Genomic DNA, 16,078 nt, shown 5'->3' with positions numbered 1-16,078 from the left:
TCCAGGAAAGGTTGTGTGAAGTCAGGCCGTTCGGAGATTGTTGTTATTGGGGGCCAGGGTGGCGAACCACGTCCCTGCACTATCGGCAGGCCGGGACGGAACCCGATGGTGGCGAGCGAAAAAAAGTTACCCGCCGGCCGGCGCCGGGAGGCGGGTCGGAGTGCGGATGACGGGGGAGGGGGCGGTGGGCGGCCGCGTAATTCCCTTTTCGCTGGCGTATCAGGTGGCGCGGTCGCGCGGTTGCCTGGGGTGCAGGCAGGGGCGGCATTGTACGGAATGGTGCGACCATCGTCTGCTCGATGATGGCATCTGGATATGACGGCGATGCGTCAGCCGTTATCCATGAGATGCCCCACGAGACACCGACCGGTGCCTCGTGGGTGTTGGCCGTCAGGCCTTGGCAGCGTCCAGCGCCTGGGCCAGGTCGGCAAGGATGTCGTCGATGTGCTCGATGCCGATGGACAGGCGCACCATGTCGCGCGGCACGCCGGCCTTCTGCAGTTCCTCGTCGTTGAGCTGGCGGTGGGTGGTGGAGGCCGGGTGGCAGGCCAGCGACTTGGCGTCGCCGATGTTCACCAGGCGCACCACCAGCTGGAGCGCGTCGATGAAGCGCGCACCGGCTTCCTGCCCGCCCTTGATGCCGAACGAGAGGATCGATGCAGGCTTGCCGCCCATGTAGCGCAGCGCGAGTTCCTGTTCGGGGTGGTCGGCCAGGCCGGCGTATTTCACCCAGCCGACCTGCGGGTGGTCCTGCAGGTACTGGGCGACCTTCACCGCGTTCTCGCAGTGGCGCTCCATGCGCAGGGCGAGGGTTTCCAGGCCCTGCAGGATGAGGAAGGCGTTGAACGGCGAGAGCGCGGCGCCGGTGTTGCGCAGCGGTACCACGCGGCAGCGGCCGATGAAGGCGGCGGGGCCGAAGGCTTCGGTGTAGGTCACGCCGTGGTAGGACGCATCCGGCGTGTTGAGCAGCGGGAAGCGCGCCTTGTTATCGGCCCAGGGGAATTTGCCGGAGTCGACGACGATGCCGCCGATGCTGGTGCCGTGGCCACCGATGTACTTGGTCAGCGAGTGCACGACGATGTCCGCGCCGTGCTCGAACGGGCGGCAGAGGATCGGCGTGGCGACGGTGTTGTCGACGATCAGCGGCACGCCGTGGCGGTGCGCGGCATCGGCCAGCGCCTGGAGATCGACGATGTTGCCCGCCGGGTTGCCGATGGACTCGCAGAACACCGCCTTGGTGCGTTCGTCGATCAGCGCTTCGAGGGCGGCGATGTCATCGTGAGGCGCAAAGCGGGTCTGGATGCCGAAGCGCGGCAGGGTGTGGGCGAACAGGTTGTAGGTGCCGCCGTAGAGCTTGGCCACCGAGACGATGTTGTCGCCGGCCTCGGCGACGGTCTGGATGGCGTAGGTGATGGCGGCCATGCCGGAAGCCACGGCCAGCGCGGCGACGCCACCCTCCAGGGCGGCCACGCGCTCCTCCAGCACCGCGTTGGTGGGGTTCATGATGCGCGTGTAGATGTTGCCCGCGACCTTCAGGTCGAACAGGTCGGCGCCATGCTGGGTGTCGTCGAAAGCGTAGGAGCTGGTCTGGTAGATCGGCACGGCCACGGCCTTGGTGGTCGGGTCGGGGCTGTAGCCGGCGTGGATGGCCAGGGTTTCCGGTTTCATTGTTCGAGCGTCCTTGTGGCAGAAAGCCCCGAGGATGCGAGCGGCGCCCGGCCCCGGTCAATGACCGGGAGCAAGGCTGGCGGGGCGCCGCTAGATCGCTTTTCGCTGAGCTTATAACCGCCTCAGGAGGAGCAACTGATCTCCAGGTGCTTGCCCCAGTCCGGCGGGCGACGGGTGAAGACCTCGGCGTCGGGCTGCTCCTCGAAGGGTTTGCCGAGCACTTCGTGCAGGCGGCGCACCAGGCTGAAATCGCCCTGTTCGGCGGCGCTGATGGCTTCCTGGGCGAGGTAGTTGCGCAGCACGTAGAGCGGGTTGACCGCGTGCATGCGGGCGCGGCGTTCGTCCTGGCTGCTGCCTTCGCGTTCGGCGCGGGCCTGGTAGTCGGCGGCCCAGGCGTCGAAACCGGCGAGGTCGACGAAGTCTTCGCGGACTACCGCCAGCGCCTGCCCCGGTGCCTGATCGCCGAGGCGGCGGAAGAACAGCGAGTAATCCACCGCGCCCTTCTGCATGGTCTGCAGCAGGCGCTGCACCAGCTCCAGGTCGCCGTCCTCGGCGGTGGTGAGGCCGAGGCGGCGGCGCATCAGGTCCAGGTAGCTGGCCTGGTACAGCGGCAGGAACAGGTCCAGGGTGGCGCGCAGGTCGTCCACTTCGACGAAGGGCGTCAGCGCCTGGCCGAGGGCCGCGAGGTTCCAGTGGGCGATGGGCACCTGGTTGCTGAAGGAGTAGCGGCCGGTGTCGTCGGAATGGTTGCAGATGTGGTTGGCGTCGAAGTCGTCGAGGAAGGCGTAGGGGCCGTAGTCGAAGGTGATGCCGAGGATCGACATGTTGTCGGTGTTCATCACCCCGTGGCAGAAACCGTAGGCCTGCCAGCAGGCGATCATCTCGGCGTTGCGCTCGACGACTTCGCGGAAGAACGCCAGGTAGGGCTTCTCGTCGTCCAGGCAGTGCAGGTAATAGGACTTGAGGACGAACTCGCCGAGGGTGCGCAGCTGGTCTTCCTGCTTGGTGTAGTAGAAGTACTCGAAGTGGCCGAAGCGCACGTGGCTGGGCGCCAGGCGCAGCAGCATGGCGCCGGTTTCCTTCGACTCGCGCCACACCGTGGTGCTGGAGCCGGTGACGCACAGTGCGCGGCTGCTGGGGATGCCCAGGGCGGCGAGGTATTCGCTGGCAAGGAATTCACGGATCGACGAGCGCAGCACGGCGCGGCCATCGCCCATGCGCGAGTAGGGCGTCTGCCCCGCTCCCTTGAGGTGCAGGTCCCAGTGCTCGCCGGCCTCGTTCACCACCTCGCCCAGCAGCAGGCCGCGGCCGTCGCCCAGGCGCGGGTTGTAGGAGCCGAACTGGTGCCCGGAATAGACCATGGCGCGCGGGTCGGCTTCTGCCCAGAGCTTGTGCCCGGCGAAGATTTCCGCGAACAGCGGGTTGTCCGCCTCGCCCGGGTCGAGGTCGAGCAGGGCCATGGCGGCGGGGCTGGCGACGACAAGACGCGGTTCGGCGATGGGATCGGGCAGGACCTGGGTGGAAAACACGTCGCCCAGGCGGGCGAAGCGGTTATCGAAGGTCAGTTCGTCGAGCTTTTTCACAATCTAACTCCGGACAAGTCCGAGCATTGTGCTCGGACTTGTCCGGAGGCGTCCACCCTCAGGCCTTGTCGCCGCCGGGTTTGTCGTCCTGCGCCGCGGGCAGTTTCACCGGCGTGGCGGCGGGTTGCTGCTGGCCGACGATGACCTGGGCTTCCTGGCCCTGGAAGTTCTTCAGGAACACGTCGACCTGGTTGAAGGCCATGTCGATGCCGGCCTCGCGGAAGGCCAGGGCGATGCGCGTGAGGGTCTCGTCCACCGCCGGGTTGCGGTCGCCCAGCTCGCGCACGTGGAAGCGCAGTTCGTAGTCGAAGGTGCTGGCGCTGATCATGGTGAAGTACAGCACCGGCTCCGGGTCGCGCAGGATGCGGGTGTTGGCGTGGGCGGCGTCGAGCATGATCTTGCGCGCCAGCGGCAGGTCGCTCTCGTAGGCCAGGCCGATCTTGATGGTCACCCGCGTCACCGTATCGCTCAGCGACCAGTTCACCAGCTGGCCGGTGATGAAGGTCTGGTTGGGGACGATGATTTCCTTGCGGTCGAAGTCGGTGATGGTGGTGGCGCGGATGCGGATCCTGCTGACCGTGCCCGACAGCGTGCCGATGGTCACCACGTCGCCGATCCGTACCGGGCGCTCGAAGAGGATGATCAGGCCGGAAACGAAGTTGGAGAAGATCGCCTGCAGGCCGAAGCCGAGGCCGACCGACAGCGCGGCGACCAGCCATTGCAGCTTGTCCCAGCTCACCCCGAGGGTGGACAGCGCGCTGACGAAGCCGACGCCGCTGATGGTGTACGACAGCAGGGTGGTAATGGCGTAGGCGCTGCCCTGGGCCAGGGTCAGGCGTTGCAGCACCAGCACCTCGAGCAGGCCGGGCAGGTTGCGCGCCAGGGCGACGGTCACGGCGGCGATCACCAGCGCCATGAGGAAGTCGCTCAGGCTGATCGGCGTGGTCGACGCCGCGTCGCCGGTGCCGCTGGTGTACTGGTAGAGGGTCACGTTGTCGAGGTAGGAGACGACGCTGATCAGGTCGGCCCAGACCCAGTAGAGGGTGACCACGAAACCGATCAGCAGGCCCAGGCGGATCAGGCGCATGGACTGTTCGTTGATCTGCTCGATGCCCAGGGTCGGCTCTTCGACGACCTCGGTGCCCTCGATGCCTTCCTTGGGCGCGTTCTGGCGGTTCTTCAGGGCGCGCTGGTAGGCCAGGCGGCGGGCGGCGACGCCCATGCCGCGGACGAAGGTGGCTTCCACCACCATCCAGAACATCAGCAGGAACAGCGTGTCGATCAGCCGGTCGGTGAGCTTGAGCGCGGTGTAGTAGTAGCCGAAGCCCACGGCCAGGAACAGCGCCACCGGCAGGGCGGTGAAGCCCAGGCCGAGGATCATCTTGACCATCGACGGGCGTTCGCTGGAGGGGCTCTTGAACAGCAGTTGGGCGAGCAGCCAGGTCATGGCGCCAAAGCCGAAGAGCACCACGGCGATGCCGATCACGTCATCGGCGAGGGTGGCGGGGGAGTGCTCGGCGACGGTGACCACGGCGACCAGGGCCATCACCACCAGGCCCAGTCGGCGCATCAGTTTGCCGAGGAACTGTACCTGCGGCTGGCTCCAGTGGAAGTGTCGCTCGGCTATGCCGCCGGGGCGCAGGATGCGGTGCGCGGTGTAGAACACCAGCCAGACCTGCGCCATCTCCAGCAGCGCGCTGCCCAGGGTGGCGTTCTGGCCGCGGGCGTCGAGCACCAGGGCCAGGCCGGCGATGGCCAGGGCCAGGGTGCCGGGCAGTGCCAGCAGCACGGCGAGCAGCAGGGCCAGCGGGGTGTGGGCCTGGCTGTCGCGCTTGAAGTGGCCGATGTCGTCGTTCAGCGATTCCAGCTTGTCGTAGAGGAACTTGCGCTTCCACAGCAGGGCGGCGACCAGCAGGAGCAGTGGCAGGAACAGGAAGGGCCGGTCGATCAGGCCTTCGCCCAGTTCCTTCACGCCCGAGCCCCAGGGCACTTCGGCCAGCTGGTGGTGCAACAGGGCCGGGGTCATCTTGAACCACGACAGGTCCAGCGGGCGGTTGCTGGGAATCCAGAACATCTGCTCTTCGAGGGTGGCGCGCAGGCTGCTGCTGGTTTCCTTGAGCTGCTTCTGGTTGAGCTGCAGGGTGATGGCTTCGTTGAGCAGCGCGTTCAGCTCGTGGTTGAGGCGCTCCATCAGCTCCAGGCGCGTGTCCACCAGTTCGCTGAGGTCCTTGCGCAGCTGCGGGGTGAGGCTTTCCTGGGATTGCTGGGCCAGCAGGTTGTCGATGTAGACCTGGGTGTTGTTGATCTCGTCGCGCTTCTGGTTCAGCTCGAACTGGTACAGGCGCAGGTCGGCGATCTCGTCGGCGAGGTCCTGGTCGGTCTTGATCACCGGCAGCGACTGCTTCTGCTGGTAGAGGATCTTCGACAGCAGCAGGCTGCCGCGCAGCACGTTGATCTGCTCGTCCAGGGCCTGCTCGCCCTGGGTCAGGTTGTCCAGCTGCTGCTTGGCTTCCAGGTTGCGCCGGGTCAGGGTATTGAGGCGGTCGGTGGTGCGCAGCAGGTAGTCGGAGAGCTTGAGGTTGGCGGCGTTCTCGTGGCTCAGCAGGCTGTCGGTGCCGGCGGCCTGGTCGGCGTCCTTGGACAGCTCGGCGACGGTCTTCTCCGACTGTTCGCGGCGCTTGTCGCTGATCATCGCCTGCAGATCGAGGGTCTCGCGTTCCTCGCGGCCGATGCGCTCGGCCAGCAGGTCACGCTGGCTGGAGGCGAGGTCGAGCAGCAGGTTGTTGCCGGCCAGTTGCTTGCGCAGCAGCAGGTTCTGCGCGGTCAGTGCGGCCTGCTCGGCGAGCAGCTCGTTGCGGCGCTCTTCGGCCAGGGGCTTGCCGCCTTCCTTGCCGGCCTTGAGTGCGGTGTTGATGTCCAGCAGGCGTGTCTGATTCTTGCTCAGGTCGGCCTGGGCGCGCTCGGGGCGGGTCTGCGCGGTGAGGATCTCGCTCTTGGCGTCGATCATCTCCTTCTGCCAGGCGGCCAGTTGGGTGGATTGCTCGTTGAGGAGCATTTCCAGCTGGGTGGCGTTGTAGCCACCAAAGCGCTGGGCGGCGGGTTTGTCGCTGCTGCCCTTGAGGCGCGTGAGCGCCTTCTGGTTCTCGCTGATCAGCTTGGGCGCATCGGCCAGGCGGCCGTTGAGCTCGCTGAGCTGCTTCTCGCTGTCAGCCTTGGCGGCCAGCAGCCTCAGGGTGTTTTCCAGGCTGGCCTTGATCGGCTTGGATTCGGCGTCGGACAGTTTGCGCTCGGCCAGGCCATCGAGGCTCTGCTGCACCTTGTCGGCGCTGGGCACCGAGGTATCGGCGGCCAGCGCGGGCAGACCGGTGAGCGAGCCGACCAGGAGGGCGGCGGTCAGAAGGGTACGCAGCAGGAATGACATGGTCGCGTTCAGCGGCTCGTGCAAAAAGTGGAGTGAGGGTAGTTCTGGCGGGCCGGCGCCCGCAAGCGGGCACCGGTGGGCGGTCAGAGGAAGAGTCCAGGACCTGGACGACCTTCCGGGAATTTGACCCCGACCTTGCGAATCTTGTTCCCGTCCAGGGCGGCCACGGTCCAGGTCAGTCCGTTCCATTCCACCTGGTCGCCGATGATCGCCTGGCCGCCGATTTCGTGGGCGATGAAGCGGCCCAGGTTCTGCTCGCCGTCCACGCCTTCGAGCTTCAGGCCATAGAGCGAGGCCACGGCGGACAGCTGGGCGTCGCCTTCGAGGACGAAGTCGCCGAAGAAGCGCGCGCTCAGGCCGCGATCCGGCGCCTGGCTGAACAGCTTGCCCAGCGGCGAAAGGTCATGCTCGTGGCCGATCACGCAGAGGATGTCGTCGGCTTCCAGAATGGTACTGCCGGACGGGTGCAGCAGCTGAGTACCACGGAACAGCGCGGCGATGCGGGTGCCCTCGGGCATCTTCAGCTCGCGCAGGGCGGCGCCGATGCACCACTTTTCCTTGCTCAGGTGGTAGACGAACAGTTCCCACTCGCTGGTCGGGTGGACTTCCAGGCCGGCGCGGGAGATCGGCGCCGGGTCCGGCGGCACCACCACGCGCAGCAGCCTGGCGGCCCAGGGCAGGCTGGTACCTTGTACCAGCAGCGAAACCAGCACGATGAAGAAGGCCACGTTGAAGAACAGCTGAGCGTTGGGCAGCCCGGCCATCAGCGGGAACACCGCGAGAATGATCGGCACCGCGCCGCGCAGGCCGACCCAGGCGATGAAGGCTTTCTCGCGGCCATGGAAGGCGCGGAACGGGAACAGCCCGACCAGTACCGACAGCGGGCGGGCGAAGAGGATCATCCACAACGCCAGGCCCAGGGCGGGCAGGGCGATGGGCCACAGGTCGTGGGGCGTGACCAGCAGGCCCAGCACCAGGAACATGCCGATCTGCGCCAGCCACGCCATGCCGTCGAGCATGTGCATGATGCCGTGGCGCGAGCGGATCGGCTGGTTGCCCAGCACCAGGCCGCACAGGTAGATGGCGAGGATGCCACTGCCGTGCACCGCGTTGGCCAGGGCAAAGATCAGCAGGCCGCCGCTGATCGCCAGCAGCGGGTAGAGGCCGTTGGCCAGGTGGATGCGGTTGATCACCTGCAGCAGCAGCCAGCCGCCGGCCAGGCCGAGCACCGAGCCGATACCGAATTCGCGCAGGAAATGCCAGAGGAAGCTCCAGGACAGGCCGCTTTCGCCGTGGGCGAGCATATCGATCAGAGTAACGGTGAGGAACACCGCCATGGGGTCGTTGCTGCCCGATTCGATTTCCAGGCTGGCGGTGACCCGCTCGTTCAGGCCTTTTCCGCCCAGCAGCGAGAACACTGCCGCGGCGTCGGTGGAGCCGACGATGGCGCCGATCAGCAGGCCTTCCATCCAGCTCAGCTTGAACAGCCAGGCGGCGGCAATCCCGGTGAGTCCGGCAGTGATCAGCACCCCGGCGGTGGCCAGCGACAGGGCCGGCCAGAGGGCTACGCGGAAACTCGACACCCGGGTGCGCAAGCCGCCGTCCAGCAGGATCACCGCCAGTGCCAGGTTGCCCACCAGGTAAGCCATGGGGTAGTTGGAGAAGCCGATGCCGCCGGGGCCGTCGGTGCCCGCGATCATGCCCATGGCGAGGAAGATGACCAGGATCGGGATGCCCAGGCGCGAGGACAGCGAGCTGACCAGGATGCTCATGCCGATCAGCACAGCAGCGATCAGGAAATAGCTGTTGATGGCCACGGCATCCAAGGTGTCGACCTCCTGGGGGATAGGGGAGTGGCGACGCTACTTGGGGATCAGGATGCAGGCCGCATGCCAATCGATTCTAACCTGCGGATTTACAAGGCTGTCAAAGGTTTGTTGAGGACCGTTCGGCGGCGCTTTCCGGCCACGCACCGGCGCTGGGCCAGATGGGTACCAGGCTCGGAGAGGTCACCAGGGTGGGCGCCCAGGCCACGGCCTCGTCCAGGGGCAGCCGGACGGCATCGAGGCAGGACTGGCGGTCGCGCTGCAAGGTGGTGCGCGCCCTGCTCACTTCGCCGGAGATATTCGCCTCGCCGCTGATGGCGCGGACCTGCGTATGCCACAGGTGGCGGGCCGAGCTGCCGGCAACGCCGCAACTGCCCAGTGGGTCGTAGTAGGACGAGCCGAACTGGGCGTAGCCGGCGTTGACCAGGGCGTTGAAGTAGCGGCTCTGCGCAGCGATCGACTTGCCGTCGCCGCCGCGCAGGACTTCCAGTCCGTTGGACATGGCCTTGTCGATGCTCTGCAGATAGTCGTCGGCGTGCTGCAGGGCCTCCGTGCTGGGGGCGCTGAAGATGGGCGCGGAGCTCAGCAGGCCTGCCACGTTGCCTGGCGGGGAGCTCTGGGGGAGGGCATCGGCGGGGCCGGTGTTGAACAGCGCGAGCAGGCAGCCCAGGGCCGCGGTGACGGCGAGCAATGGGAATAGCTGCAGGAGGCGGTGTGAAGCGGTGGCGAGGCAGGAGGTTTGAGTGGCCATGGTCATGACAGCGAAAAGTTGCGCGGGCGCCATTCAACGGCAATTGCCCGCCGCTTTGCTGCCGGACTGGTCATCTGTAGTTGTCGGAATACTCCTTCAATTCATTCGATTCCTTGTCCCCTTGTCGCGGCTGCACTTTTCCGCAGGCATAAAAAAGCCCCGGACGTGACCGGGGCGAAAGGGACATGCGGGGGCCTAGAACCAGGCGTCCTGCATGGTGGAACAGGTATCGTCGCGGCCTTCGAGCAGCGCCAGGTCGTGGTGGCAGGACGGCACTTCCCAGGTCAGGAAGTAGCGCGCGGCCTGCAGCTTGCCGCGGTAGAAGTCGACATCGGATGCCTCGCCACGGGCCAGGCCTTCCTCGGCGCGAATGGCCTGTTCCAGCCAGCGCCAGCCGATCACCGCGTGGCCGAAGACCTTCAGGTACAGCGCGGAGTTGGCCAGGCCCTGGGCCACGCGGCCCTGCATCAGGTCACCGAGCAGGCTCAGGGTGGTCGCCGACAGGCGCGCCATCAGTTGCTCCAGTGGCTCGCGCAGCTTGTCCAGCGAGGGGTGCGCGCTGGCGCGCTCGCAGCACTGGCTGATCAGGCGGGTCAGCTGCTTGAGGCCGGCGCCGTTGTTCTGCGCCAGCTTGCGGCCCAGCAGGTCCAGCGACTGGATGCCATGGGTGCCTTCGTGGATCGGGTTGAGGCGGTTGTCGCGGTAGTACTGCTCCACCGGGTATTCGCGGGTGTAGCCGTGGCCGCCGAGAATCTGGATCGCCAGTTCGTTGGCCTTCAGGCAGAACTCCGAGGGCCAGGACTTGACGATCGGGGTGAGCAGGTCGAGCAGCTCGTGGGCCTGCTTGCGCTCTTCTTCGGTGGCCAGCGTCTCACAGTCGTCCACCAGGCGAGCGGCGTACAGGCCGAGGTCGAAGGCGCCTTCGACATAGGCCTTCTGGGTCAGCAGCATGCGCCGCACATCGGCGTGCTCGATGATCGAGACCGGCGCGGAGGTCGGGTCCTTGGCGTCCACCGGGCGGCCCTGCGGGCGCTCGCGGGCGTACTCCAGGGAATACAGGTAGCCGGCGTAGCCGAGCATGATGGCGCCCATGCCGACGCCGATGCGCGCCTCGTTCATCATCTGGAACATGTAGGCCAGGCCGTGGTGCGGTTTGCCCACCAGATAGCCGACGCACTCGCCCTTGTCGCCGAAGTTCAGCGCGGTGGAGGTGGTGCCGCGCCAGCCCATCTTGTGGAACAGGCCGGCCAGGGTCACGTCGTTGCGCGCGCCGAGAGAGCCGTCGTCGTTGACCAGGAACTTCGGCACGATGAACAGGCTGATGCCCTTCACGCCAGCCGGGGCGTCCGGCAGCTTGGCCAGCACCATGTGCACGATGTTGTCCGACAGCGGGTGGTCGCCGCCGGAGATGAAGATCTTGTTGCCCTTGATCCGGTAGCTGCCGTCGGCGGCCGGTTCCGCGCGGGTGCGGATGTCCGCCAGGGAAGAGCCGGCATGGGGCTCGGTCAGGGCCATGGTGCCGAACCAGCGGCCTTCGATCATCGGCTGGAGGAACAGGCGTTTCTGTTCTTCGCTGCCGAAGGTCTCGATCAGGTGGCTGGAGCCCATGCTCAGCATCGGGTAGGAAGAGGTCGCGATGTTGGCCGACTGGAAGTGCGCAAAGCAGGCGCGCGACAGCAGGTGCGGCAGCTGCATGCCGCCCTGTTCGAAGCTGCGCGAGGCGTTCTGGAAGCCGGCCTCGTTGAAGGCGTCCACCGCCGGTTTCACTTCCGGAATGAGCACCGCGCCGCCGTCGACGTACTGCGGTTCGTTCTCGTCGTTCTTGCGGTTGTGCGGGGCGAACAGCTCCTCGGCGATGCCACGGGCGGTGCCCAGGGCGGCGTCGAAGGTTTCGCGGTTGTGCTCGGCGAAGCGTTCGCGCTGGGTCAGGGCCTGCGCGTCGAGCACTTCGTAGAGTTCGAAAGCGAGGTTGCGGGAGCTGAGCAGGGTCTCGGACATGGATCGACCTCCGTTGGAATCGGCGCAGTCTAGTCTGGTGAATGAAGTGCGCACAGAATCATCCATGAGCGTGATAAAGGGCTAAAACGCCCGGCCTTCCGGCGGGCCCCGGCGACGGCGGACTCGCACCGCACCCGCCCCAGGACCTAAACTGCGCGCCTTGAGGAGTCCGCTATCCATGAACTACCGCCATGCCTACCACGCCGGCAACCACGCCGACGTGCTGAAACACATCGTCCTGGCCCGCATCTTCGCGCTGATGGCGCGCAAGGACACGCCCTTCGCCTACCTCGACAGCCATTCCGGCATCGGCCTGTACGACCTGCTGGGCGACGAAGCCAGCCGTACCGGCGAGTGGGAGTCGGGCATCGGCCGCCTGGTTGAGCGCGAAGACCTGCCGGAGCTGCTGCAGGATTACCTGGACGTCGTAGGCGCGCTGAATCCCGATGGCGGCCTGGAGTTCTACCCCGGCTCGCCGGAGCTGGCGCGCCGCCTGACCCGCCCGCAGGACCGGGTGATGCTCAACGAACTGCACCCGGAAGACGGCCGCCTGCTCAAGGCCAACATGGCTGGCGAGCGCCGCATCTCGGTACACCAGGGCGACGGCTGGCTGCTGCCCCGAGCCTTCCTGCCGGTGGCAGAGAAGCGCGGTGTGCTGCTGATCGACCCGCCCTTCGAGCAACCGGACGACCTCGAGCGCTGCGTGACCGCGCTGGACGAAGCCATCGGCCGCATGCGCCAGACCGTGGTCGCCATCTGGTATCCGATCAAGGACCGCCGCCAGCTCAAGCGCTTCTACCAGCGCCTGGAGAAAAGCTCGGCGCCGAAGATGCTCCGTGTGGAGCTGTGCGTGCACCCGGCTGATACGGCGGATCGTCTGAATGGCTCCGGGCTGGTCATCGTCAACCCGCCGTGGCCGCTGGATGAAGAGCTGCGCGGGCTGTTGCCGTGGTTGGCGCAGACGCTGGCGCAGAGCGAAGGCAGCAGCCAGGTGGACTGGCTGATCGCCGAATGAAAAAAGCCCCGGCAGTGCCGGGGCTTTTTTTTGCAGGACGTCTTCATGTAGGAGCGAGCTTGCTCGCGAACAGCTTCACGGCGAGGCCGGTTCGCGAGCAAGCTCGCTCCTACAAGAGCAGGTTCACGCCGGCAGGCAGACACCGGTGCCGCCCAGGCCGCAGTAGCCGTTGGGGTTCTTCGCCAGGTACTGCTGGTGATAAGCCTCGGCGTAATAGAGCGGCGGCACCTCGCGGATTTCCGTGGTGATCTCGCCGTAGCCCTTGGCACTGAGTTCCTTCTGGAAGGCTGCGCGGCTGGCGTCGATGGCGGTTTTCTGCGCCTGGTCGAACCAGTAGATCACCGAGCGATACTGGGTGCCGGTGTCGTTGCCCTGGCGCATGCCCTGGGTCGGGTCGTGGGACTCCCAGAACACCTTCAGCAGCGCCTCGATGCTGGTTTCGCGAGGATCGTACGCCACCAGCACGACTTCGCTGTGCCCGGTCAGGCCGGAGCAGACTTCGTCGTAGGTCGGATTCGGCGTGTAGCCGCCGGCATAACCCACCGCGGTGACCCACACGCCCGGTTGTTGCCAGAAGCGCCGCTCGGCGCCCCAGAAGCAACCCAGGCCGACAACGATCTGCTGGATGCCGGCGGGGAAGGGCGCGGTCAGCGGGCGGCCATTGACGTAATGCGCTTCGGGCAGCGGCATCGGGCTCTCGCGCCCCGGCAGGGCCTGGGCGGAGCTGGGCAGTTCCAGCTTGTGGGCAAGTATTTGCGAGCGCAGGGTCATGGCATTCGTCTCCTCTGAATGGGGGCGGCAATAGACTCGGGTACTGGCCGAAGATTACAGCGTTTTTTCCAGGAGCGGGGATGGCTGCGGGCACGCCGTGCCGGCGCGCCTCAGTGCGGGCGGCAGGGGTAGCGCTGCAGGCTGGAAGAGAGGTCGTGGCTGGGGATGGGCTTGTCGAACAGGTAGCCCTGGCCGATGTCGCAGCGGTTGCGCCGGAGGAAGGCCAGCTGGGCGGCGGTCTCGACGCCTTCGGCGACCACCTGCAGCTTGAGGTTGTGGGCCATGGCGATCACCGCCGAGGTGATTTCCATGTCGTCCTGGTTGTCCGGGATGTCCTTGATGAAGCTGCGATCGATCTTGATCACGTCGATGGGGAATTTCTTCAGGTAGCTCAGCGACGAGTAGCCGGTGCCAAAGTCGTCCATGGCCAGGGTCAGGCCGAGGCTCTTCAGGCGCTCCAGCTGCTGGCGGGTGTCGTCGGTGGCGTCCAGCAGCAGGCTTTCAGTGAGTTCAAGCTCCAGCTGCGAGGCCGGGATGCTTTCCTCGTGGAGGATCGCGGCGATGGAGCCGACCAGGTCCGGGTCGCTGAACTGCTTGGGCGACAGGTTGATCGCCATGTGCAGCTCGCCCAGGCCCTTGGCGGCCAGCTCGCGGACCTGGCGGCAGGCCTGGCGGATCACCCATTTGCCGATGGGGATGATCAGCCCGGTTTCCTCGGCGACGCTGATGAACTGGTCCGGGCGGATCATGCCCTTTTCCGGGTGCTGCCAGCGCAGCAGGGCCTCAAGGCCGAGCAGCGCACCGCTGCGCAGGCACAGCTTGGGCTGGTAATGCACCGCCAGCTCATCCTGCACCAGTGCGCGGCGCAGGTTGCTCTCGACGAACAGCTTGTAGCTGGCCTCGGCGGTCATTGCCTCGGTGAAGGTCTGCACCTGGTGCTTGCCGTTGGCCTTGGCCTTGTGCAGCGCCAGGCCCGCGTGCTTCATCAGGGTCTGCGGGTCCTGGCCGTGCTGCGGCGCGTAGGCGATGCCCACGGAACCGGTGATGCTGATCAGTTGATTGTCGACGAACAGCGGTTTGTCGAGCACGTCGAGAATCTGCGCGGCAACCTTCTCGCCGCGGCCGGCCACGGACTCCTCCAGCAGCACGGCGAATTCGTTGCTGGCGAAGCGTGCCAGGGTGGCGCTGTCGCTCAGGCTGCTGCGCAGGCGCCGGGCCAGGTTGGCCAGCAGCTTGTCGCCGGTCTGGTGGCCGAGGCTGTCGTTGATCCGCTTGAAGTTGTCGATGTCCACCAGCAGCAGGCTCAGCGAGTGCTCGCTGCCCACCTGCAGGCGTTCTTCCAGGGCGTTGATGAAGAAGTGCCGGTTGGCCAGGCCCGTGAGGTTGTCGCGGTAGGCGAGCTTCTCGATGTGCTGCTGGGCCAGCTTGCTCTGGGTGATGTCTTCGTAGATGCCGATGTAGTGGGTCAGCTCGCCCTTGTCGTCGTAGACCTTGGACAGCGACAGCTGGCCCCAGTAAGGCTCGAGGTTCTTGCGCCGGCTGCGGAACTCGCCCTGCCAGCTGTTCTGCGTGACCAGGGTGGAGCGCGCATCGAACAGCAGCTCGCTGAGGTTGGCCAGCGCCGGCAGCTCCGGCAGACGGCGGCCACGCACTTCGTCGGCGCCGTACTGGGTGATCGCGGTGAAGCTCGGGTTGACGTATTCCACCAGCCCGTCGCGGTCGATCAGCAGGAAGGCGCTGGCGCTCTGCTCGACGGCGCGCTGGAACAGGTGAAGGGCGCTGGAGACGTTGCGCCGTTCGTGGTTCATCAGCACCTGGGCGTACTGGTCGGCCAACTCGCCGGCGAAGGCGATCTCGTCGCTCTGCCACATGCGCACTTCGCCGACATGCTCCAGGCAGAGTACGCCGACCACTTCGCCGCCGACGCGGATGGTGGCGTCGAGCATGGCGCTGATGCCCTGCGGGCGCAGATAGCGCATCGCCAGTTCCTGGGTGCGTGGGTCCTGCTGGGCGTTGTGGGCGTCGATGGCGCGGCCGCTGTGCACCGCGTCGAGGTAATTGGGGAAGTTGCTGGCGTCGATGTCCTGCGGCTTTTCGTACTGGTCGGTGTCGCGGCGGTAGATGGTTACCGCTTCCAGGCGATGGTCGGTGTGCAGGCGCCAGATGCCGGCGCGGGCCACGTCATAGGCCTCGCAGGCGGCCTGGGCGATCAGCTGGGCGGCTTCGAGCAGCGGGTCGCTGGACAGGTAGCGGTGCCGCGCCAGGCGCACGATCAGGTTCTGCTGGGTGCGCGAGCGCACCAGGTGCTGCAGGTGTTCGTCCTGGGAGCGCTGGTACATCTCCAGGGACATCTTCAGGCGGATGTTCTGTGCTTCCAGGTCCAGCAGGCGCGGGTCCAGCTCGGTTTCGTGCTCGTCCGCCTCGGTCTGCAGCAGGTAGCCATGGAGCAGTTGGCGGCCGTGCTGCTGGAAGCTTTCGCCGACCTCCAGCACGTTCAGCGTGCCGCGCGGCGAGTGGAGCAGGTAGCGCACCCGGTAGCGGCCGTCCTTGAGCAGTTGCTGCTGCACCTGCTCATGCAGGCGATGGCGCGCTTCGGGCTCCATCAGGCTGGCGTAGGGGGCGTCGAGGATGCCGCAGAGGTCCTGGGCCGGCACGCCGATCTGGCGTTCGCAGCCGGGGTCGAGGAACAGCAGGGTCCAGCTGGGTTCATTCAGGCGCTCGAAGCGCAGCATCCCGAGCCTCGAAGGGACGGGAAGCTGCGTGACAACCTCGGCCGCCTGACGGCTGGCGGCATCGGGATGACTCTTCATGCGCGGTGGATTTCCAGGGTGCTGGACGAGGGACATGGCCTCGCCCGACTTCTATGGGCGTTGGCAAGATTTGCATGAGGCACGGGGCCATGACAAGCCAAGACTGTATCGGCCGTCACAGTGCGAAGTTGAGGCAGTGCCGGGAGCCAGGCGTGACCGCCGGTCCGGACAAAAAGAAGCCCCGCCATCCGGCAGGGCTGGAGAGTACGAGCGTGGCGCGCTCGTCGAGAGGAAG

9 protein-coding genes are annotated in these 16,078 nt (G+C 66.5%); 1 reads left to right on the top strand and 8 read right to left on the bottom strand.

Annotated elements, in window-relative coordinates; translation table 11 throughout:
* Nucleotides 1–390 precede the first annotated feature (390 nt).
* The 6 genes from J2T47_RS11225 to J2T47_RS11200 all read right to left on the bottom strand — a co-directional run bounded on the left by J2T47_RS11225 (nt 391) and on the right by J2T47_RS11200 (nt 11,247).
* The gene (locus J2T47_RS11225) at nt 391–1,668 is read right to left on the bottom strand and encodes a bifunctional O-acetylhomoserine aminocarboxypropyltransferase/cysteine synthase (RefSeq protein ID WP_253446063.1); all 1,278 of its coding nucleotides are present in this window, start codon (nt 1,666–1,668) and stop codon (nt 391–393) included.
* Nucleotides 1,669–1,790: 122 nt separating this feature from the next.
* Complete coding sequence (gene selO / locus J2T47_RS11220; RefSeq protein ID WP_253446060.1) at nt 1,791–3,251, bottom strand: protein adenylyltransferase SelO; 1,461 nt, start codon at nt 3,249–3,251, stop codon at nt 1,791–1,793.
* Between the two features lie 58 nt (nt 3,252–3,309).
* Entirely contained in the window at nt 3,310–6,672 is a 3,363-nt protein-coding gene (gene mscK / locus J2T47_RS11215; protein ID WP_253446057.1) for a mechanosensitive channel MscK, read from the bottom strand.
* A gap of 83 nt (nt 6,673–6,755) precedes the next feature.
* Nucleotides 6,756–8,498, bottom strand: coding sequence for a potassium/proton antiporter (locus J2T47_RS11210; protein WP_253446054.1), 1,743 nt, complete (start codon nt 8,496–8,498; stop codon nt 6,756–6,758).
* 100 nt (nt 8,499–8,598) lie between these two features.
* Entirely contained in the window at nt 8,599–9,189 is a 591-nt protein-coding gene (locus J2T47_RS11205) for a hypothetical protein (RefSeq protein ID WP_253446051.1), read from the bottom strand.
* A gap of 255 nt (nt 9,190–9,444) precedes the next feature.
* Nucleotides 9,445–11,247 (bottom strand): acyl-CoA dehydrogenase, encoded by a 1,803-nt coding sequence (locus J2T47_RS11200; RefSeq protein WP_253446049.1) that lies wholly within the window; start codon nt 11,245–11,247, stop codon nt 9,445–9,447.
* A 178-nt stretch (nt 11,248–11,425) separates the two neighbouring features.
* Here J2T47_RS11200 and J2T47_RS11195 point away from each other — a divergent pair, with 178 nt between their 5' ends.
* Nucleotides 11,426–12,262, top strand: a complete 837-nt coding sequence (locus J2T47_RS11195) for a 23S rRNA (adenine(2030)-N(6))-methyltransferase RlmJ (RefSeq protein WP_253446046.1) — start codon at nt 11,426–11,428, stop codon at nt 12,260–12,262.
* Between the two features lie 123 nt (nt 12,263–12,385).
* On the opposite strand, the gene msrA is transcribed toward J2T47_RS11195, so the two are convergent.
* A complete protein-coding gene (gene msrA / locus J2T47_RS11190; protein ID WP_253446043.1) occupies nt 12,386–13,033 on the bottom strand; it encodes a peptide-methionine (S)-S-oxide reductase MsrA in 648 nt (215 codons plus the stop codon).
* 110 nt (nt 13,034–13,143) lie between these two features.
* The gene (locus J2T47_RS11185) at nt 13,144–15,843 is read right to left on the bottom strand and encodes a putative bifunctional diguanylate cyclase/phosphodiesterase (protein ID WP_253446040.1); all 2,700 of its coding nucleotides are present in this window, start codon (nt 15,841–15,843) and stop codon (nt 13,144–13,146) included.
* Between the last annotated feature and the right edge of the window lie 235 nt (nt 15,844–16,078).

It is taken from the genome of Pseudomonas nitroreducens, from assembly GCF_024170165.1.
In the GTDB taxonomy this organism is placed as follows: domain Bacteria; phylum Pseudomonadota; class Gammaproteobacteria; order Pseudomonadales; family Pseudomonadaceae; genus Pseudomonas; species Pseudomonas nitroreducens_C.
Note: the sequence above shows the minus strand (reverse complement) of the source record. Positions and strands in the feature narration are given on the sequence as shown.

What these genes read in the sequence shown, in the direction of transcription:
- J2T47_RS11200 (WP_253446049.1), bottom strand. Translation starts at nt 11,247, where the DNA reads ATGTCCGAGACCCTGCTCAGCTCCCGCAACCTCGCTTTCGAACTCTAC.
- J2T47_RS11185 (WP_253446040.1), bottom strand. Translation starts at nt 15,843, where the DNA reads ATGAAGAGTCATCCCGATGCCGCCAGCCGTCAGGCGGCCGAGGTTGTC.
- J2T47_RS11195 (WP_253446046.1), top strand. Translation starts at nt 11,426, where the DNA reads ATGAACTACCGCCATGCCTACCACGCCGGCAACCACGCCGACGTGCTG.
- mscK (WP_253446057.1), bottom strand. Translation starts at nt 6,672, where the DNA reads ATGTCATTCCTGCTGCGTACCCTTCTGACCGCCGCCCTCCTGGTCGGC.
- msrA (WP_253446043.1), bottom strand. Translation starts at nt 13,033, where the DNA reads ATGACCCTGCGCTCGCAAATACTTGCCCACAAGCTGGAACTGCCCAGC.
- J2T47_RS11225 (WP_253446063.1), bottom strand. Translation starts at nt 1,668, where the DNA reads ATGAAACCGGAAACCCTGGCCATCCACGCCGGCTACAGCCCCGACCCG.